15 protein-coding genes are annotated in these 19,822 nt (G+C 38.6%); 5 read left to right on the plus strand and 10 right to left on the minus strand.

Annotated features, from left to right (window positions below; translation table 11 throughout):
* Positions 1–7: 7 nt before the first annotated feature.
* Positions 8–529, minus strand: a complete 522-nt coding sequence (gene yceD, locus MORIYA_RS04550) for a 23S rRNA accumulation protein YceD (RefSeq protein ID WP_174216963.1) — start codon at positions 527–529, stop codon at positions 8–10.
* Positions 530–660: 131 nt separating this feature from the next.
* Between yceD and MORIYA_RS04555 the strand changes: the two genes are divergently transcribed.
* On the plus strand, positions 661–1,248 hold the full coding sequence (locus MORIYA_RS04555) for a Maf family protein (protein ID WP_112713066.1): 588 nt from the start codon (positions 661–663) through the stop codon (positions 1,246–1,248).
* A gap of 69 nt (positions 1,249–1,317) precedes the next feature.
* On the opposite strand, the gene rluC is transcribed toward MORIYA_RS04555, so the two are convergent.
* Positions 1,318–2,271, minus strand: a complete 954-nt coding sequence (gene rluC, locus MORIYA_RS04560; RefSeq protein WP_112718444.1) for a 23S rRNA pseudouridine(955/2504/2580) synthase RluC — start codon at positions 2,269–2,271, stop codon at positions 1,318–1,320.
* A gap of 543 nt (positions 2,272–2,814) precedes the next feature.
* Between rluC and rne the strand changes: the two genes are divergently transcribed.
* Both rne and MORIYA_RS04570 read left to right on the plus strand, forming a co-directional pair.
* A complete protein-coding gene (gene rne, locus MORIYA_RS04565; RefSeq protein ID WP_112713068.1) occupies positions 2,815–5,991 on the plus strand; it encodes a ribonuclease E in 3,177 nt (1,058 codons plus the stop codon).
* Positions 5,992–6,174: 183 nt separating this feature from the next.
* Complete coding sequence (locus tag MORIYA_RS04570; RefSeq protein ID WP_112713070.1) at positions 6,175–7,734, plus strand: SulP family inorganic anion transporter; 1,560 nt, start codon at positions 6,175–6,177, stop codon at positions 7,732–7,734.
* 129 nt (positions 7,735–7,863) lie between these two features.
* Here the strand turns inward: MORIYA_RS04570 and ihfA are convergent, their stop codons facing one another.
* The 8 genes from ihfA to thrS form a co-directional block, all read right to left on the minus strand.
* Positions 7,864–8,157, minus strand: a complete 294-nt coding sequence (ihfA, locus tag MORIYA_RS04575) for an integration host factor subunit alpha (protein ID WP_006033911.1) — start codon at positions 8,155–8,157, stop codon at positions 7,864–7,866.
* A 3-nt stretch (positions 8,158–8,160) separates the two neighbouring features.
* Complete coding sequence (pheT, locus tag MORIYA_RS04580; RefSeq protein ID WP_112713072.1) at positions 8,161–10,548, minus strand: phenylalanine--tRNA ligase subunit beta; 2,388 nt, start codon at positions 10,546–10,548, stop codon at positions 8,161–8,163.
* A 14-nt stretch (positions 10,549–10,562) separates the two neighbouring features.
* Positions 10,563–11,546, minus strand: coding sequence for a phenylalanine--tRNA ligase subunit alpha (pheS, locus tag MORIYA_RS04585; RefSeq protein ID WP_112713074.1), 984 nt, complete (start codon positions 11,544–11,546; stop codon positions 10,563–10,565).
* Positions 11,547–11,635: 89 nt separating this feature from the next.
* Entirely contained in the window at positions 11,636–14,524 is a 2,889-nt protein-coding gene (locus MORIYA_RS04590) for an EAL domain-containing protein (protein ID WP_112713076.1), read from the minus strand.
* A 205-nt stretch (positions 14,525–14,729) separates the two neighbouring features.
* Positions 14,730–15,086 carry a 50S ribosomal protein L20 gene (rplT, locus tag MORIYA_RS04595; protein ID WP_019439702.1) on the minus strand — a complete coding sequence of 119 codons (357 nt, stop codon included), beginning with the start codon at positions 15,084–15,086 and terminating at the stop codon, positions 14,730–14,732.
* 27 nt (positions 15,087–15,113) lie between these two features.
* Positions 15,114–15,308 (minus strand): 50S ribosomal protein L35, encoded by a 195-nt coding sequence (gene rpmI, locus MORIYA_RS04600; RefSeq protein WP_112713078.1) that lies wholly within the window; start codon positions 15,306–15,308, stop codon positions 15,114–15,116.
* 84 nt (positions 15,309–15,392) lie between these two features.
* Positions 15,393–15,935, minus strand: coding sequence for a translation initiation factor IF-3 (infC, locus tag MORIYA_RS04605; protein WP_112713080.1), 543 nt, complete (start codon positions 15,933–15,935; stop codon positions 15,393–15,395).
* Complete coding sequence (gene thrS / locus MORIYA_RS04610; RefSeq protein WP_112713081.1) at positions 15,932–17,866, minus strand: threonine--tRNA ligase; 1,935 nt, start codon at positions 17,864–17,866, stop codon at positions 15,932–15,934. The genes infC and thrS overlap by 4 nt, the downstream gene beginning before the upstream one ends.
* A gap of 339 nt (positions 17,867–18,205) precedes the next feature.
* Between thrS and MORIYA_RS04615 the strand changes: the two genes are divergently transcribed.
* Together MORIYA_RS04615 and MORIYA_RS04620 are read left to right on the plus strand one after the other, a co-directional pair.
* Complete coding sequence (locus MORIYA_RS04615; protein WP_112713082.1) at positions 18,206–19,030, plus strand: DUF2797 domain-containing protein; 825 nt, start codon at positions 18,206–18,208, stop codon at positions 19,028–19,030.
* Positions 19,031–19,330: 300 nt separating this feature from the next.
* Positions 19,331–19,786 carry an L-alanine exporter AlaE gene (locus tag MORIYA_RS04620; RefSeq protein ID WP_112713083.1) on the plus strand — a complete coding sequence of 152 codons (456 nt, stop codon included), beginning with the start codon at positions 19,331–19,333 and terminating at the stop codon, positions 19,784–19,786.
* The last annotated feature ends 36 nt before the right edge of the window (positions 19,787–19,822 follow it).

Genomic DNA, 19,822 nt, shown 5'->3' on the forward strand with positions numbered 1-19,822 from the left:
CTCCTAATTACTTGCGCTTTAATTTAGATAAAGCTGCAAATGGGTTGGGCTGCTCATCAGCAGGCTCGATGTCACCAAAACTCATGTTATTGGGATTCACTGAACAATCTTCCTCGGAGTGCAAAGCAACCAGAGGTAAATTGATAATCACTTCATCTTCAATAAATGAAATCGGATTAACTTCGCCATTTGCGTCCAATTCAATGGGCTCATAAGCATCTGGCAGATCATCGGCCTGAGAATCATTTTTCACAGGACTAAATCTAAATTCAGTTTCACAAGCTTGCGTAAATATCCCGCCACAGCGCTGACATTCAAGATTAACAGTTAGTGATACGCTACCCTGTATCACTACGAGACCTTGACTGTCTTTACTGAACGAAATGGATACATCTGCATCACTTGGTTCACCTGCCGTTGCATCCGTAATACGTTTCAACAGATGAGCTTCAACACGAGTGTTAAAGTCCAACTTTTGTTGAGCGGTACGATAAGGATCAACAGTTACTGGTAGTTTTACCTTTTTCATAGGTTGCGAATAATATAGATTCATCATGTTAGAGTCAAAAGGAAAATGAAAAAAAATCAATTTTCCCTACAAAAATAGGTCATTTGTCGTTAAAATCATCAAATAATTAAATAATTGATGATAGATAAACCATGAAACCTAAACTGATCCTTGCTTCAACATCGCCATTTCGTAAACGGATCTTAGAAAAACTAAATTGCCCTTTCGACACCTTCAACCCAAAAGTCGATGAAACCGAGCGGCCAAACGAAACGGCCGAAATGCTAGTATCACGCCTAGCACTAGAAAAAGCCCAAGCTGCCAGTCGAAAGTATAGTAACTCAATATCTATCGGATCGGATCAGGTTTGTGTCATTAATAACAAAATAATAGGTAAACCTGGTAATTTTGAAACAGCTTTTGCACAATTATCTGCCGTTTCTGCACAAAATATAACTTTTTACACAGGGCTTTCTGTGGTAAATCAATACACAGGTCGTACAGATACAATAGTTGAACGCTTCATTGTTCATTTTAGAACGCTCACAGCTAAGCAAATTCGATATTATTTAGAAACAGAAAAACCGTATAATTGCGCAGGTAGTTTTATGTGTGAAGGACTGGGTATCGCATTATTTTCTAAGTTAGAAGGCAAAGATCCAAATACTTTAATCGGATTACCGCTCATCAGTTTAGTTGAGATTTTACAGAAACAAGGATACGACGTTTTGGAGGGCTAAAAAGCCAGCATAGGTGATGCTGGCTTTTAAATCGGTTTGCAAGTGAGTAACAATTAATAACTTAGTTATTTAACATTTTTTCAATTTTGCTAACGCTTTAACTAATGCCATGTCTAACGGCGCTTCAACTTCTTGTGTTTCTTCTGTACCCGGGTTAAAGAATTTTAAGCGCGCAGCATGTAAGAACAAACGTTTCAAGCCTAAGCCGTTCATGTGTTTCGTAAAATCTTTATCGCCATATTTATCATCACAAGCAATTGGATGACCTGCATGTAATGCATGTACGCGAATTTGGTGCGTTCGACCAGTAATAGGACTTGCTTGAATCAAGGTACCATGTTCATAACGTTGAATGATTTTGAAACGAGTCTGAGATTGCTTACCTTCTTCATCCACGCGTACGATGCGCTCACCAGAACTAACCGTATTCTTTAATAAAGGTGCATTGACTACTTTAGTACTGCGTGGCCATGCGCCTGCAACCAATGCTTGGTAATCTTTCTGCATAGTTTTCAAACGTAATTGTTCATGCAGTGCTTTTAGCGTACTCCGTTTTTTAGCAACCAGTAAGCAACCTGAAGTATCGCGATCTAAACGATGTACCAATTCAAGGTATCGACTATCAGGTCGAATGGCACGTAAACCTTCAATTAAACCAAAACTTAATCCACTACCACCGTGAACAGCCATTCCAGATGGTTTGTTGATGACAATTAAGTAGTCATCTTCATAAATAATTTTCGATTCAAGCGCACGAACAGAATCAAGGTTCGCAGATGGTGAAATAGCTTCCGTTTCAGAAACACGTACTGGTGGTACGCGAACAATATCCTCAGGTTGTAATTTATACTCAGGTTTAATTCTTCCTTTGTTAACTCTCACCTCACCTTTACGTATGATGCGATAAATCATACTTTTTGGCACACCTTTTAATTTGGTGCGTAAAAAATTATCAATGCGCTGTCCTTGATAATCTTCAGTAATGGTTACAAATTCTACTTTAGGTGAAATTTTATCGGTCATAATTATTTTATTATCTAACTCAAAATGCGTATAAGTATCAATTTGAAACATATTTCTAAATTGAATGGAAAGTTAACTTGCTATATTAATGCAGGCAATGGGATAATGCTCTCTGTACTGCTAAAAAAATACAGCCAAGAATGATCATGGCTTTAGTATATCTGCTATTAATATAAATAATCATTTATTTATATTAATAATTTCAGAATAACCAGGATACCGTTATTCTTGCTGCGGATTTTTAGCGTACATTTTGTATATTAAGGTGTACGTTGATAGGGAGTTTCATTTATCCAACAGGATACCACCTCCCGCAATTCAACTTCTATGTATGACACCTTTTCGAATGCAATTATACACGTTAGTTATTGATGGAATCTAATAAGTGCAGAAATGATCGTAAGACACTTGATCACATTTAGAGCATCTAACAGCGCCTTAATTTAAACAGCCGAGAGGTTGATTATCTACAGACACAAGGCCAGGTGTACGTCTAACTAATTTATCCAAGCATGAAAATTAATTTATAAGTAACAACATAAAATGAAAAGAATGTTAATTAATGCAACTCAAAAAGAAGAGTTGCGCGTTGCGCTAGTAGATGGGCAACGCCTTTATGATCTAGATATTGAAAGCCCTGGCCATGAACAAAAAAAAGCGAATATCTATAAGGGTAAAATCACCCGTGTAGAACCAAGCTTAGATGCTGCTTTTGTTGATTACGGTGCAGACCGCCACGGTTTCCTTCCTCTTAAAGAAATCTCTCGCGCCTACTTCAAACAAGGTACAGGTAAGCAACGTGGGCGTCCAAGCATTAAGGATGTAGTTGCAGAAGGTACAGAAGTAATCGTTCAGATTGAAAAAGAAGAACGTGGTAACAAAGGTGCTGCATTAACAACTTTCATTAGTTTAGCCGGCAGTTATCTTGTTTTAATGCCAAATAATCCTCGTGCAGGCGGTATTTCACGTCGTATCGAAGGTGATGAGCGTACAGAACTAAAAACTGCGCTTGCTACATTAGAATTACCAGAAGGCATGGGACTCATTGTTCGTACTGCTGGTGTGGGTAAATCTGCAGAAGAGCTCGATTGGGACCTTAAAGTACTGTTAAATCACTGGCAAGCCATTCAAGACAGCGCAAAAGATCGACAAGGTACTTTCTTAATCCATCAAGAAAGTAACGTGATAGCTCGTGCTATCCGCGATTATCTTCGTCGTGATATTGGTGAGATCCTTATCGACCATCCAAAAGCGTTTGAAGAAGCTAAAAACCGCATCAAATTAATACGTCCAGACTTTATCGACCGTATAAAATTGTATCAAGGTGATGTGCCTTTATTCAATCATTACCAAATTGAAACTCAAATCGAATCAGCATTCCAACGCGAAGTTCGTCTTCCATCAGGTGGTTCAATTGTTATAGACCCAACTGAGGCCCTCACTTCAATCGATATTAACTCTGCACGTGCCACACGCGGTGGTGATATTGAAGAGACTGCGTTAACCACTAACTTAGAAGCTGCAGATGAGATTGCTCGTCAACTACGTCTACGTGATCTAGGTGGTCTTGTTGTTATCGATTTTATTGATATGGGTCCGGTTAAAAATCAACGCGAAGTTGAAAATTGTCTAAGAGATGCAGTGCGACAAGATCGCGCTCGAATTCAACTAGGCCGAATTTCACGATTTGGTTTAATGGAAATGTCTCGTCAACGTATCCGCCCTTCTCTTGGCGAATCAAGTACGCATGTCTGCCCTCGCTGTGATGGTCAAGGTACGATCCGTGATAATGAATCTTTAGCACTGTCTATTCTACGTTTAATCGAAGAAGAATCGCTAAAAGAAAATACCAATCACATCGTAGCGCAAGTACCGGTCCCAGTTGCTGCTTACCTATTAAATGAAAAACGTAACTCAATCCTACGTTTAGAGAAACGCTATAAAGTTAAAAGCTTCATCATTCCAAATGAGAATTTACAAACGCCTCATTTTGAAGTTTCTCGTGTTAAAGCTGATGACGATAGCTCAGAGTTATCGAGTACTGATTTAGCAAAACCTCGTGAATTCGCCCGTTACGAGCCTAAAGTAAATAACGAAACAGTACAGCCGCTTGTGCAGCAAATCAATTCACCTGAAGCAGCATCGGTTAGACCAAGTCAAACGGTTACAAAAGCAACCTCCACTACAAAATCTAAAGCACCGGCTCAAGCGACATCAACTAAGCCAGCTGTTCATAAAGAATCAGTATTTAGTCGTCTTGGTAAAGCAATTACAGATTTCTTTTCAAGCGATGAAAAAGTTGTTGTTAAAGAAACGGTTAAACAAGCACCTAAAAAACCGGTAGCTGATAAAATCTCGAGTAACCGTGAAAGTGATGAACAGCGTAAACCACGCAATCGTCGCAATCGCAAGCCTCGCAATCCTGAAAATGTTGAGAACAAACAACAAGACGCAAATAAAAAAGCAGACGTTGAAGTAAAACAACATAATAAGTTCGAAGCTAAGCAAAAAACATCAACTCAAGACAAACCTGCTGTACAGTCGAAAGACGTAAAAGAAACAAAAGAAGAAGGTAGCGCTCAAAATCAAGCTGTTTTAGCTGAACGTCGTCAACGCCGCACCCTGCGTAAAAAAATACGAGTGACCAGCAACGAACCGGAAGTAACCATTGAATCAGAGCAAAACTCTGAAACATCTGTTATTTCTGATATGCTTCAGCGTGATGAAAACACTCAACCCGCTAAGCGTACTCGTCGTAACCTTCGAAATACTAAGACTAGTGATGTTCAAAAAAATGAACATGCTCAAGTACAAACAGAGCAAGTAACTACACCGGTTACTGCTGAAGTAACTACACCTGTTACTGCTGAAGTGACTAAACCTGTTACTGCTGAAGTGACTACACCTGTTACTGCTGAAGTGACTACACCTGTTACTGCTGAAGTGACTACACCGGTTACTGCTGAAGTGACTAAACCTGTTACTGCTGAAGTGACTAAACCTGTTACTGCTGAAGTGACTAAACCTGTTACTGCTGAAGTGACTAAACCGGTTACTGCTGAAGTAACTAAACCTGTTACTGCTGAAGTGACTAAACCTGTTATGCATACAGCGGCAGCGGCAAAACCAGCACCAGTAGCTGAAACTACATCAATGATAGTAACACCAACAGCTAAAGCATCGGCTGAGCGTGTAAAGATTGAAACTAAATCCGTAACACGCCAAATGCATACAGCCCCAGCAACTCGTCCAGGCACTGCGCCAGTTGTTACTGAAACGTCAGTTGTTGCTGAAACGCCAGTTGTTGCTGAAACGCCAGTTGTTGCTGAAACGTCAGTTGTTGCTGAAACGTCAGTTGTTGCTGAAACGCCAGTTGTTGCTGAAACGCCAGTTGTTGCTGAAACGCCAGTTGTTGCTGAAACGCCAGTTGTTGCTGAAACGTCAGTTGTTGCTGAAACGCCAGTTGTTGCTGAAGCTCCGGTTTCTTACCAAGCTATCGAAGTAACGTCTGTACCTGCATTACAAGTACAGGGCACTACATCAAAGAAAACTAACTTCACCGTTAAAATGGCAACACCTCAACCGGTAGCCCCTTCGACAACTAACTTTGTTGCTAAAGTTGGTGTTGTTCAACGCCCATCTATTGATGTAGCGGCTGGACCTGGTGGTAGTCAATTTGCATCGTCACAAAGCAAATCGCCAACCAAATTAGCTAAATAATAACGATTAATACGCAATAACTATTAGCTAAATAAAAAAGCCGCATGTTATGCGGCTTTTTTAGTACTTACTTAGTACACTTTTAATAACTAGGATCATGTCAAATTTACATGATCCTTTTATTTTATTTTATTTTATTTATTTATTTTTATTCATTAATGACAACTCGGTAACTTATAATTTATGTTTGAATTTCCAAAATATTCGATAGCATCAATAAAAAATGATGTTTTGTCTGGTTTAACCGTCGCACTCGCACTTGTGCCTGAAGCAATTGCATTTGCTTTTGTAGCAGGTGTTGAACCGCTAGTCGGCTTATATGCAGCATTTATGGTCGGTTTAATCACTGCAGTTTTTGGTGGTCGACCTGGCATGATCTCTGGTGCAACCGGTGCTATGGCTGTTGTAATGGTATCGCTTGTAGCTGACAATGGCGTGCAATATTTATTCGCCGCCGTTGTACTTGCAGGTCTATTGCAAGTGCTCGCGGGTATTTTTAAACTCGGGAAATTCATTCGCATTGTGCCTCACCCAGTAATGATGGGGTTTGTGAATGGTCTTGCGATTGTTATCTTCTTAGCGCAACTAGGTCAATTCAAGTTTATCGACAGTAATGGTAATCTAGCTTGGCTACAAGATACTCAATTATTCATTATGCTTGGTTTAGTTGCTTTAACGATGGCTATCATTCATTTCTTACCTAAATTAACAAAATCAGTTCCCTCTTCGCTCGTTGCGATTGTAACCGTAACGCTAATTGTTTATTACATGGGTCTAGACACACGTACTGTTGTCGATTTTGTGCGTTCTATGACTGGTGATGATAATGCAACTATCTCAGGTTCACTACCAACGTTCAGTATTCCAAGTGTGCCATTTAATCTAGAAACACTTTATATCATCTTACCTTACTCATTAATCCTTGCTGCAGTTGGCCTGATTGAGTCACTACTAACATTAACCGTCATTGATGAGATGACGGGTACGCGTGGTAAAGGTAACCGTGAATGTGTTGCACAAGGTGCGTCAAACATCGTAAGCGGCTTCTTTGGTGCTATGGGTGGTTGTGCAATGATCGGTCAATCGATGATCAATATTAACTCTGGTGGTCGTGGTCGTTTATCTGGTATTACCGCGGCTATTTCATTATTGATGTTTATCCTATTTTTCTCATCACTTATTGAAGTGATTCCATTAGCAGCGCTTGTTGGTGTAATGTTCATGGTTGTGATCGGTACATTCGAATGGGCAACGTTCCGTGTTATTCGCAAGATTCCAAAAGCAGATACTTTTGTTATTTTCTTAGTCACAATCGTCACGGTATTCACTGATTTAGCTGTCGCAGTGATCATTGGTGTTATTGTTTCTGCATTACGTTTCGCTTGGGAACATGCCGCACATATCAACGCAGAGAAATCTATCGAAGAATCTGGTAATAAAGTATACAAAGTGAATGGTCCACTGTTCTTTGGTTCTGTTAGTCACTTCTTAGAGCTATTCGATACAGCTGCAGATCCTAAAGATGTAATCATTGATTTTGCTAACTCACGTGTATGTGATCATTCTGCAATTGAAGCCATAGATACATTAGCAGAACGTTATGTTGCAGCGGGTAAAGTATTACACCTTCGTCACCTTTCATTAGAATGTAAGAAATTAATGAAGCGTGCAGGCGATATGATTGAAGTGAATTTAATTGAAGATCCTGAGTACCATATTGCATCAGATAAGCTAGGCGGTTAATTCCTTTAGCACTTACCCTACTTCCTTTTATTATGTTGTAGGGTAATAATATATCTGACACTGTTATGAACATTTATAACAGGCATAAAAAAACCGGCATTCGCCGGTTTTTTATTATCTGATTAAACTCTAATCTTTTGAGATAGTCTCAACTTTCGCTTTCAATTTCTGACCCGGTTTAAAAGTCACAACGCGACGAGCTGTAATTGGTATATCTTCACCTGTTTTAGGATTACGACCAGGTCGCTCACCTTTATCACGAAGGTCAAAATTACCAAAACCAGATATTTTAACTTGTTCATTAACTTCTAAAGATAAACGGATTTCTTCAAAAAAAGCTTCTACCATTTCTTTAGATTCACGTTTACTCAGACCTACATCGTTAAATAATGTTTCAGCAATATCAGCTTTGGTTAGTGCCATAAATTAATCCCTCAAGGATGCATTGAATTCAGATGAAATACCTTCAACAATATTATTAACTGCTTCTGATATTTCTTTTTCTTCCAAGGTGCGTGAGATATCTTGTAAGGTTAAGCTGATTGCCAGGCTCTTATGACCCTCTACAACACCTGTACCTTGGTATACATCAAACAAGTTTATGCCAACTAACTGATTCCCGCCAACTTTTTTGATAAAGTTCAGAACATCACCAGCATTAACGTCGTCTTTAACAATCATAGCGATGTCACGACGGTTAGCAGGAAACTTAGAAATTTCAAGAGCTTGCGGTAACTTGCGAGATGTTAATGTTGCAAGTTCAATCTCTAGAATAATCGTTGAACCATTTAGGCCTAACTTCTTTTCTAATGAAGGATGTATAGCACCGATATGACCAACAGAACGACCATCGTGGAATATTTCAGCACTTTGACCAGGATGTAAACCCGGGTGACTTGCACGTTTAAATACAAACTCATCTGAATTACATGTTTGGTCTAATAATGCGTCTAAATCACCTTTAAGGTCGAAATAGTCTACAGACTTACTTTCTTGATTCCATGATTCAGCATTCGCTGTACCAGCAATAATGGCACCAAGCATAGGAACTTGTAGCACACCATTTTCAACTGACTCATCTTTAATAAAAGTAAGACCAGTTTCAAATAAACGAATACGTTGTTGCTGACGCTTTTGGTTGGAAACAACAGCTTCAATCAAACCGGTAAACATGCTAACACGCATTACTGACATCTCAATTGAAATTGGATGTGGCAATACGAGATGATCTGCTTCAGGGTGTAGTAATAATTGGTGTTTTGGATCTACAAAGCTATATGTGATTGCTTCTTGGAAACCACGGTTAACCATTAAATCACGAATCCGACGAACAGGTAATGTTGCTTCATTATGATCTGTCATCTTCAATGGCGCAACAGGTGCAACATTTGGGATATTGTCATAACCGAATACACGGGCTACTTCTTCAATTAAATCGACTTCAACTTCTATATCGAAGCGGAAAGATGGCGAAGTGACTGTCCATGACTCATTTTCAAACGTAGGAGATAAACTTAAACTGTTTAAAATATCAGTTACTTTCGCATCTTCAACATGGTAACCAATCACTTTATCTAATTGATGACGACGTAATTTAATTGGCGCATGTATCGGTAATGCAGACTCGGTAGTCACATCAACAACAGGCGCGACGTCACCACCACAGATTTCAACAATCAACTGTGTGGCACGTTCCATCGCTTGATATTGAAGCTCTGAATCAACACCACGTTCGAAACGGTGTGAAGAATCTGTATGCAGGCCGTATGCGCGAGCGCGACCAGTAATAGCTAACGGGCTAAAGAACGCAGACTCAAGTAAAATAGAGTTTGTGGTAGCCGTTACACCTGTTTTTTCGCCGCCGAAAATACCCGCCATTGCGATTGCGCCGCTGTCATCAGCAATAACCAGTGTATTGTCATTCAACTTAACTTCATTACCATCGAGTAATGTTAGTTTTTCATCTTGGGTTGCAAGACGAACATTAATAGCACCCGTTAAAGTAGCAAGGTCAAATGCATGCATTGGTTGACCAAGTTCTAGCAATACGTAGTTAGTAACGTCAACGATTGGATCGATTGAGCGAGTACCACAACGACGAAGACGCTCGACCATCCATAATGGTGTTTTTGCAGTCATATCAAGGTTAGTGATCACACGACCAAGATAACGAGGGCACTGCTCTGTAGCCGTTACAGAAACGCTTACAGTTTCTGTACTTGTTTCAGTTACATTTATCCACTCAGGCGCCGTAACAGCGATATTATTTAAAACACCCACTTCACGTGCAATGCCAGCGATACTTAAGCAATCTGCACGGTTAGGTGTAAGGTCAACTTCGATAGTAACATCATCAAGACCAAGATATTCACGAATACAAGTACCAGGAACCGCATCAGACGGTAACTCAATGATACCGTCTGCTGATTCAGCCATACCCATTTCAGATTCAGAACAAAGCATACCGTGTGATGGTTGACCACGTAGTTTGGCTTTTTTAATTTTGAAATCACCTGGTAATACAGCACCAACTGTTGCAACCGCAACTTTCAGTCCTGCACGGCAGTTAGTTGCACCACATACGATGTCAATTAACTCTTCAGAACCAATATCAATTTTAGTCACTTGTAACTTATCAGCATCTGGGTGTGGACCACATTCAACAACGTGACCTACAACGATACCAGAGAAATCACCAGCAACAGCATCAATACCGTCAACTTCTAGGCCGGCCATCGTAATTTGATGAGCGAGCGCTTCATTTGTAAGACCTGGTTTGACCCAAGTTTGTAACCATTCATGACTGAATTTCATTATGAAGTCCTATCTTATTTAAACTGCTTGAGGAAACGTAAATCATTTTCGAAAAATGAACGTAAATCGTTAACGCCATAGCGAAGCATCGCTAAACGTTCAACACCCATACCAAAGGCAAAGCCAGAGTATTTCTCAGGGTCGATTCCAACAGAAGCTAATACGTTAGGGTGTACCATGCCGCAGCCTAGTACTTCTAACCATTTACCATTTTTGCCCATAACATCAACTTCTGCTGAAGTTTCTGTGAATGGGAAATAAGAAGGACGGAAACGAATTTCTAAATCTTCTTCAAAGAAATTATTTAGGAAATCGTGTAACACACCTTTCAGTTCGCTAAAACTTACTTTTTCATCCACAAATAGACCTTCTACTTGGTGGAACATTGGTGTATGAGTTTGATCGTAATCATTACGGTAAACACGGCCTGGCGAAATAATACGAATAGGTGGTTTTTGAACTTCCATCGTACGAATTTGAACACCAGACGTTTGTGTTCTTAGTACTAATTTTGGATTAAAGTAAAATGTATCGTGATCCGCACGAGCAGGATGGTGCTCAGGGATATTCAAAGCATCAAAGTTGTGATAATCATCTTCAACTTCTGGACCAGATTTAACCGCGAAACCTAATTCACCGAAAAATGATTCAATACGTTCGATAGTACGTGTTACAGGATGTAAACCACCATTGAGGTTAGTTCGACCTGGTGCAGTAACATCAATCATTTCTTCTGCTAATTTAGCATCTAAAACTGCTTGCTGAAATGCATCACGTTTATCGTTAATGACTTTTTGAATTTCTTGTTTAGCAAGGTTGATCGCTTGGCCAACTTTAGGCTTTTCTGCTGGAGGCAGTTTACCTAATGTCTTCATTTGCTCAGTTAAAATACCCTTTTTACCAAGGTACTCAACACGAACAATATCCAATGTTGCGAGATCAGTTGCGTTTGCTACGGCTTCTACGGCCTGTACTATTATATCTTTGAGGTGTTGCATGTTTTTCTTATCACCTGTTGGCAGGAAAAGTGAATAGATTCATTCAGTAATGAATGATTTTACTTAAAAGTGAGCAGAAGTGCTAGTACTTAAGCCGAATCAAGTTGCTCATTATCAACTAAATCGACTAAAAGTGCAGGTTTGGCTATTAAATAGCCTTGAACATAATCAATACCTATTTCTGACAGGATATTTTTAATGTTTTCATTCTCCACATATTCAGCTACCGTTGTAATATTAACCGCCTTTGCAATTTCATTAAATGCCTTAACCATCGTGTAATCAACATTATCTGTTTCAATATTCTTAACAAATGAACCATCAATTTTAAGTTGATCAATAGGTAATCGTTTAATATAACTGTATGAAGAAAAGCCACTACCAAAATCATCTAAACTAAAACGACACCCTAGTGCTTTAAATTTATTCATAAACAAAATCGTTTGATCAAAATCCATAATTGCTTGGCTTTCTGTAATTTCAAAACATAATTTCTCTGGCGGAATACCATACGTTAATATCGTGTTTTCAATATAACTATGCATACTTCTATCGACTAAAGATTGGCCACATAAATTAATTGAAGCCGAGCTCAGGTTAGCAAGGTGTTGGGGATTAGAAGACAGCCACTGACAGTATGTTTTAACGACCCACCGATCAAGCTGTGACATGAAATTATAGTTTTCCGCGGCGGCAATAAATTCACTCGGCGATTGTAAATTACCATCTTCATCTCTTAAACGGAGTAATATTTCGTAACGATAGCCTTCCTTAATTGAGGCTGACAACGGTTTAATGGTCTGAAACGCAAGTTCAAATCTATTTTCATCTAACGCTTCACGTAAAACCCCAATCCAACGCATTTCACGTTGATGGCCCAACATTACGTCATTGCATTTACTATATACGTGAACGCGGTTACGTCCCTGTGCTTTTGCTGTAAAACATGCAGTATCAGCGAGACTTAATGCTTGTGAAAAATTTTCAATTGATTCGTCCAATGTCACGACGCCAATACTGACACCCAACACAAAATGACGTCCATTGTGTGTGAACCTAAAATCTTCGATTCCACAACGAATTGTATCCGCGACTTCAAGTGCATTATCAAAGTTTGTGTGATTGAGTAGAATACCAAACTCATCGCCACCAAGACGAGCCAATATCGCACTTTCGTCAAGGAATGATTTTAAAACAACCGTGATTTTTTTCAGTAATGAATCACCGACATCGTGACCGCATATGTCGTTAACCAATTTGAACTGATCAAGATCCAGATAAAGCAGAATGTTATCTTCCAGTACCGAGCGATTAGCTTCTAGTGACGCACCAACAAGCGTCTCAAAATGTGAACGATTAACTAATCCCGTTAACTGATCATATTTAGCGATAGACTCCAGTTTTATTTCATGCTGTATACGCTTGGTCGTATTAACAAATGAACCATCAATAATGGTAATATCCGATTGAATATTTAAACGCATATTAATCTCGCCATAAAATATTTCGCCATAACGATCATATCCAGACATTTCAATGTTATTAACTTCCCCTTCAATACGCAGGGTCTCCATTATTGTTTCACGAAGCTGTGGATCAGCATAGAATTCATCCGCTTTCGAATGACCAGATTTATTCATGTCTTCAAGATTAATAAAACCTAACGTCCGGCACATAGATTTGTTAATCGCCAATATATGGCCTTCGATTGATGTTGTAAACATACCTTCAGCTGCATTTTGGAACACACTATAATAGCGTTCATTAACCGATATCATTTGCTTCTCTACATCTTTTTTTACGATCCGGTCATATGCCATTTGTTTTGCGAAGTTCCAACATAGATAAATCAGAACTATCAATGCTGAACACCCTGAAACATAATCAGCAAACTCGAATTCACTAAGCAAACCGAAACGCGTTAAAATGTGTATATCAATACCAAGTATTAAATATACGAACGACAGAACATAAAAACGGACATCTTGAGATTCATCATGAATAAAAAATAAGCCACATATAATCGACAATAATGTAATACCTAATGCTAAAGTCGATATAAGTATAATGCTCATTTTAAATGATAATAATAACGGACTTAAAATGACGATAATGGAAGAAGTGATTAATATTCTGGTAGATAGTGAACACCAAGCACGGTATCTTAATTTTAATAGTTGTTGTGCAAATAAACTGAGATTTAATCCTATCAACCCCATCAAAACTACAATTATCGAATCATAGTATTGAGCAATAAAATCAACATTATAAACAAATCCAAACCCTTCTATAATCCATATCACGGCTAAATAACATATAATGAACAATACGTACTGGAGTAATCTCGGCTCTTGCAGATGGATATACAAAAAAATGAGATAACATAGCATCATCAAGAACAAACCGATGAATATACCAACCATCAATTTATGTTGTGATTTGTCATCAATATAATCATTAACATTCCAAATTGTTAATGGTGTTTGTAAAAATGCACTTGTTTTAATACGTATAAAGTAGTGAATAGTTTCACCTGCACCGATCTTAAAATCAGTAGCAAATGTTAAATTAGACATGTTATCGTCGTCATAACGACGAGTACCAAGCCTTTTTACAAGCACACTACTATCATCATTAATTAAATATACATCGATGTAATCTAATAATGAATCACCAAAATCGAGCATTAAGTATTTATCAACATCGGTTTTATTGACTACCTCGCCTCTAAACCAGAATGTGCTATCTGAAAACCCAAAGTTAAAATATGCTTGATTACTTTTGACCCATGGGATAGCCGACTGTCTCTGTGACAAATAATCAAATGTATATGAATTGGTTTTATCCTCAAAATATGTTGTTGTTAACCCGAGATGGCCGACTTCAAAATTAGAGTCAATGACGATCTCGTCTGCTTGTGCAAAAGTAGTATTTAGACTAAAAACGCTGCTCAGAAGTAAAGATAATAAATAATGCATGGTTTTGAATATCTATCTCAAAATTATTTTAAATTGATATTACAGAAAAGAATTATGCAAGTATATAGAAGGCTTTGTAGACAGGGTGTTATGCTATTTATAGTTAAATCGTATTAGTTAGTTGTAGGTATATGTATGAGACCATATGCCAAATATTAAAAAAGGAGACCGAAGCCTCCTTTTAATAACGGTTACTTAATCAAAATTAAGCAACTGCTTCTTTTGCTTTATTTACTAGTACAGTAAATGCCGCTTTATCGAATACAGCAATGTCTGCTAAGATCTTACGATCGATTTCAATAGAGGCGTGTTTAAGGCCATTAATGAAACGGCTGTAAGACATACCATTTTGACGTGCAGCAGCGTTAATACGTGTGATCCATAATTGACGGAATTGACGTTTACGTTGACGACGGTCACGGTAAGCATATTGACCAGCTTTTGTAACTGCTTGAAATGCAACACGGTAAACTCGTGAACGAGCTCCGTAATAACCTTTAGCTTGTTTTAAAACTTTCTTATGACGAGCACGTGCAACAACACCGCGTTTAACTCTAGGCATAACTATTTTCCTCTTTTATATCTAAAATTAAGCGTATGGAAGCATACGTGTAACAGCTGCAACATCACATTTTGCAACCATCTGCGTACCACGAAGGTGACGTTTACGTTTAGTGCTTTTCTTGGTCAAAATATGACGTAGGTGAGACTGTTTGCGTTTAAAACCATTAGCGGTTTTTTTAAAGCGCTTTGCAGCGCCTTTATTCGATTTCAACTTAGGCATTATAACTCCGCATTGTTGAATATTAATGAATAATAGTAAGGCGAATATGAGTACTTACGCACTCATATTACTTGGAAGCACCTACTATTTCTTTTTAGGGGCTAACACCATTACAGCTTGGCGACCTTCCATTTTCGGGAAAGCTTCCACGATTGCAATTTCTTTTAAATCTTCTTTAATACGATTTAAAAGATCAAAGCCTAGGCTCTGGTGCGCCATTTCTCGACCTCGGAAACGCAGCGTAATTTTTGCTTTGTTACCTTCTTCGAGGAAGCGAGTCAGGTTGCGTAGTTTTACCTGATAATCACCAATGTCAGTTCCAGGACGGAATTTTATTTCCTTAACCTGAACCCGAACTTGCTTTTTCTTCTGCTCTTTAACAGATTTACTTTTTTCGTATATAAATTTACCGTAATCCATGACACGGCAAACAGGAGGCTCGGCATTCGGGCTAATTTCTACAAGATCTAAATTTGCTTCTTCTGCTATAGCAAGAGCTTCTCTTATAGATACGATTCCAATCACTTCACCATCAGCACCGTTTAAGCGACATTCAGGTATACGAATTTCTTCGTTGATACGATGTTGTCTGGTCGTTTGTTGTTGACCTTTTTTTCCGCCTTTTATAACGAATCCTCCAAAGTTGTTTTACCGCGACTGTTGACTTCCATTTGTAATTTACTGATGAAGTCATCTAACTTCATAGTACCTAAGTCAACACCCTTACGAGTACGTACTGAAATTTCTCCTGATTCGACTTCTTTATCGCCGATAACCAAAAGATATGGCACACGTTTCAAAGTATGTTCGCGGATTTTAAAGCCTATCTTCTCATTTCTCAAGTCTAATTTTGCTCTAATGCCTACTTTCTTCATTTTTTCTACAAATTCTGTAGCAAAAACAGCCTGTTTGTCTGTAATGTTCATTATTACAGCTTGAACAGGTGAGATCCAAGTAGGAAAAAGTCCTGCATATTCTTCAATAAGAATACCAATGAAGCGCTCAAGTGAACCTAAAATCGCTCGGTGAATCATAACAGGCGTTTCACGACCATTATTTTCACACACATATTCTGCGCCTAATTTCTCAGGCATTGAGAAGTCTAGCTGAATTGTACCACATTGCCACGCACGATCTAAACAGTCATGTAGTGTGAATTCGATTTTAGGTCCGTAGAACGCACCCTCGCCTTCTTGTACATCATAGCTTAAACCACTCGCAGTTAATGCATCAGCAAGTGCCTTCTCAGATTTATCCCAAGTCTCATCACTACCTACGCGTTTTTCTGGACGTGTTGATAGTTTAATCTCAATATTTTCAAAACCAAATGTAGCGTAAGTTTCAAAAACCATCTTGATGCAATCAGAAACTTCTTTTTGAATTTGATTTTCAGTACAAAAGATATGTGCATCATCTTGAGTAAAACCACGTACACGCATTAAACCATGTAAAGAACCTGACGGCTCATTACGGTGACATGAGCCAAACTCTGCCATACGTAGTGGTAAATCACGGTAAGATTTTAAACCTTGGTTATAAATCTGTATGTGACCAGGACAGTTCATTGGTTTAATCGCATATTCACGGTTTTCTGAATGAGTACAGAACATACCTTCTGAATATTTATCCCAATGACCTGATTTTTCCCATAAGCTACGATCCATAATTTGTGGACCTTTGACTTCTTGGTAATCATATTCGCGTAGCTTTTCACGAATGTAATTTTCTAACTCACGGAAAATAATCCAACCATCGTTATGCCAAAACACCATACCTGGTGCATCTTCTTGCATATGGTACAGATCCAGTTGCTTACCAATTTTACGGTGGTCGCGTTTCTCAGCTTCAGCAAGACGTTGAATATGTACTTTTAGCTCTTTCTTATCAGCCCAAGCAGTACCATATATACGTTGTAGCATCTTGTTGTCTGAGTTACCGCGCCAGTATGCACCAGCCAGAGACATTAATTTAAAATGCTGGCAGTGTTTCATTACTGGTACGTGTGGTCCACGACACATATCAACGTATTCTTCATGGTAATATAAAGCAGGCGTTTCATCTTTACCGATGTTCTCGTCTAAAATCGCTACTTTATATGTTTCGCCACGTGCTTCAAACGTATCACGCGCTTCTTGCCAAGATACAACTTTCTTAACGACTTGATAGTTGGTCTTAACCAGTTTGTTCATGTGCTTTTCTAGCTTAGCTAAATCAGCTTCACTAATTGGTTCTTCCATTTCGACGTCATAGTAGAAGCCTTTATCAATGGTAGGACCGATAGCCATCTTGGTGTTTGGCCATAATTGCTTAATAGCATGACCAAGTAAATGCGCACAAGAGTGGCGAAGGATCTCTAAACCATCAGCATCTTTAGAAGTAATGATTTCAATTGCAGCGTCTTCAGTGATCAGGTCACATGCGTCAACACGTTCACCATTAATGCGGCCAGCGATACACGCTTTAGCAAGACCAGAACTGATATCCGCAGCAACTTCCATAATCGTTACCGGGTTGTCAAATTGACGCTGAGCGCCATCTGGAAGAGTAATTACAGGCATTTTATATCCTTTTGCAGTGATGCTGCCTACGATGCAGCGTTTGCATAAATTAAGATGTGATTAAACATCGTGTGATAAATATTTCTTTACATATACAAAATAATGTTACTCAGGTAAATAAAGATCTAAAATTTCCATCAGCACCTTTTGCCCTCTCAATACGAAAAGTGAAAACAATAAGTAGAAAGAAATTTCAGACCCGGTATTATATAGAATTACATTATAATTACACGGCTTTTGTTGATCTTGCATGAATTTATCCGTCTCGAATAAGAATAAACACGTAAATCAACAATCCCAACTAAGCCAAATAATTTCACGAGCAATGGAATATTAAACATGTCAACCACCGGCCATATCAGTAAAATGGTTTCAACTCTTAATGCAGATAGCAGTGTGAGTTACCAGTTACCACTCGACGATACGCTAATACCGTTAAACGAGCTTATCGGCAAATCAATCACAATGACGCACACAGGCAACATACATTGCCTAAACTGTGGTAATAAAACCAAGAAAAGCTACTCACAGGGTCACTGCTTTGTTTGTACACGCAAGCTAGCAAGTTGTGACATGTGTATTATGAAACCTGAAACATGCCATTATGAATACGGTACTTGCCGTCAACCAGAGTGGGCCGATGATTTTTGTATGACTGATCATTATGTGTACCTTTCCAATACTTCTGCATTAAAAGTTGGCATCACCCGCCACACTCAATTGCCAACGCGTTGGATTGATCAAGGTGCGACACAGGGTCTGCCTATTTTTAAAGTAAAAACCAGACAGATATCAGGATTAGTTGAAATTGCACTAGCTGAATTCATTGGTGATAAAACTAATTGGCGCACCATGCTGAAAGGCGAAAATGCAGATCTTGATTTAAAAGCAGAAGCAGCACGTTTAATGCCTCTAATTGAAGAGCAGTTAGGTAATATCGAAATGATGTTTGGTTTAGATGCAATTGAAGAGCTTGAAGAAGACATTGTGACGATTAACTACCCTATTACTCAGCATCCAACAAAAATTGTCTCACACAATTTTGATAAAGAACCGGTTGTATCAGGCATATTGCAAGGTATTAAAGGTCAATACTTGTTTCTTGATACCGGAGTGATCAACATGCGTAAATTTACTAGTTATGAAATAACTTTAACTGCATAACTAAGATGTCAATAAACAATTGCAGCTTATGAGGTGCTGGTCGTTAATTTCGATCAGTAGTTTGAACTTGGTCACGCTAATTTGTATCACCTTTTGTATTCACCAGCATTAACTCTCTATTTTTCATTGATCCTCAGTATTAAAGACATGAAAAACTTAAAAACCTACTTATATTCAGTGATTAAAACTGCTTAATACATGATTTAATAGTCGCATATTCCACTCACGCTTAAAAATGCAGTTTATAAGTGATGAGTAAGTCAATTTATACACGATATTAATCCAATTGGAGATAAGCAAGTGCAAGTTAAAGTCCCTTTCTGCGTTCGAAATGCCGCAGCTGACACATTCGCAATGGTCGTTTTTAGTTTTGTTGTGGGCATGTTGATTGAGATTTTTGTCTCAGGGATGTCGTATGAACAATCTTTAGCTTCCCGCATTGTGTCTATTCCCGTTAATATTGCCATTGCATATCCATATGGCTTATATCGTGACTTTATTATTAAGTCTGCTACTAAGCGAGTTACAGGTAAATTAACGAAACAATTTAGCGATACATTTGCGTATGTATCTTTCCAATCTCCTGTTTATGCATTAATTTTATTATCAGTCGGTGCTGAATCCGCTCAAATCGTCACCGCAGTATCAAGCAATGCAGTGGTATCTTGTTTTGTAGGAGTGTTTTACGGTCAGTTCCTTGATTTATGTCGTAAGCTATTTCGCGTACCAGGCTACCGCACAGGTATCAGTGCTTAATCAAAATGTATAAAGCAAAGGCACTGCCTGCGCCTT

The sequence above is a fragment of the Moritella yayanosii genome (assembly GCF_900465055.1).
Lineage (GTDB): Bacteria > Pseudomonadota > Gammaproteobacteria > Enterobacterales > Moritellaceae > Moritella > Moritella yayanosii.

Bases quoted from the DNA above. Each gene is read 5' to 3' on its own strand.
- yceD (WP_174216963.1), bottom strand. From the start codon at position 529: ATGAAAAAGGTAAAACTACCAGTAACTGTTGATCCTTATCGTACCGCT.
- MORIYA_RS04555 (WP_112713066.1), top strand. From the start codon at position 661: ATGAAACCTAAACTGATCCTTGCTTCAACATCGCCATTTCGTAAACGG.
- rluC (WP_112718444.1), bottom strand. From the start codon at position 2,271: ATGACCGATAAAATTTCACCTAAAGTAGAATTTGTAACCATTACTGAA.
- rne (WP_112713068.1), top strand. From the start codon at position 2,815: ATGAAAAGAATGTTAATTAATGCAACTCAAAAAGAAGAGTTGCGCGTT.
- MORIYA_RS04570 (WP_112713070.1), top strand. From the start codon at position 6,175: ATGTTTGAATTTCCAAAATATTCGATAGCATCAATAAAAAATGATGTT.
- ihfA (WP_006033911.1), bottom strand. From the start codon at position 8,157: ATGGCACTAACCAAAGCTGATATTGCTGAAACATTATTTAACGATGTA.
- pheT (WP_112713072.1), bottom strand. From the start codon at position 10,548: ATGAAATTCAGTCATGAATGGTTACAAACTTGGGTCAAACCAGGTCTT.
- pheS (WP_112713074.1), bottom strand. From the start codon at position 11,546: ATGCAACACCTCAAAGATATAATAGTACAGGCCGTAGAAGCCGTAGCA.
- MORIYA_RS04590 (WP_112713076.1), bottom strand. From the start codon at position 14,524: ATGCATTATTTATTATCTTTACTTCTGAGCAGCGTTTTTAGTCTAAAT.
- rplT (WP_019439702.1), bottom strand. From the start codon at position 15,086: ATGCCTAGAGTTAAACGCGGTGTTGTTGCACGTGCTCGTCATAAGAAA.
- rpmI (WP_112713078.1), bottom strand. From the start codon at position 15,308: ATGCCTAAGTTGAAATCGAATAAAGGCGCTGCAAAGCGCTTTAAAAAA.
- thrS (WP_112713081.1), bottom strand. From the start codon at position 17,866: ATGCCTGTAATTACTCTTCCAGATGGCGCTCAGCGTCAATTTGACAAC.
- MORIYA_RS04615 (WP_112713082.1), top strand. From the start codon at position 18,206: ATGTCAACCACCGGCCATATCAGTAAAATGGTTTCAACTCTTAATGCA.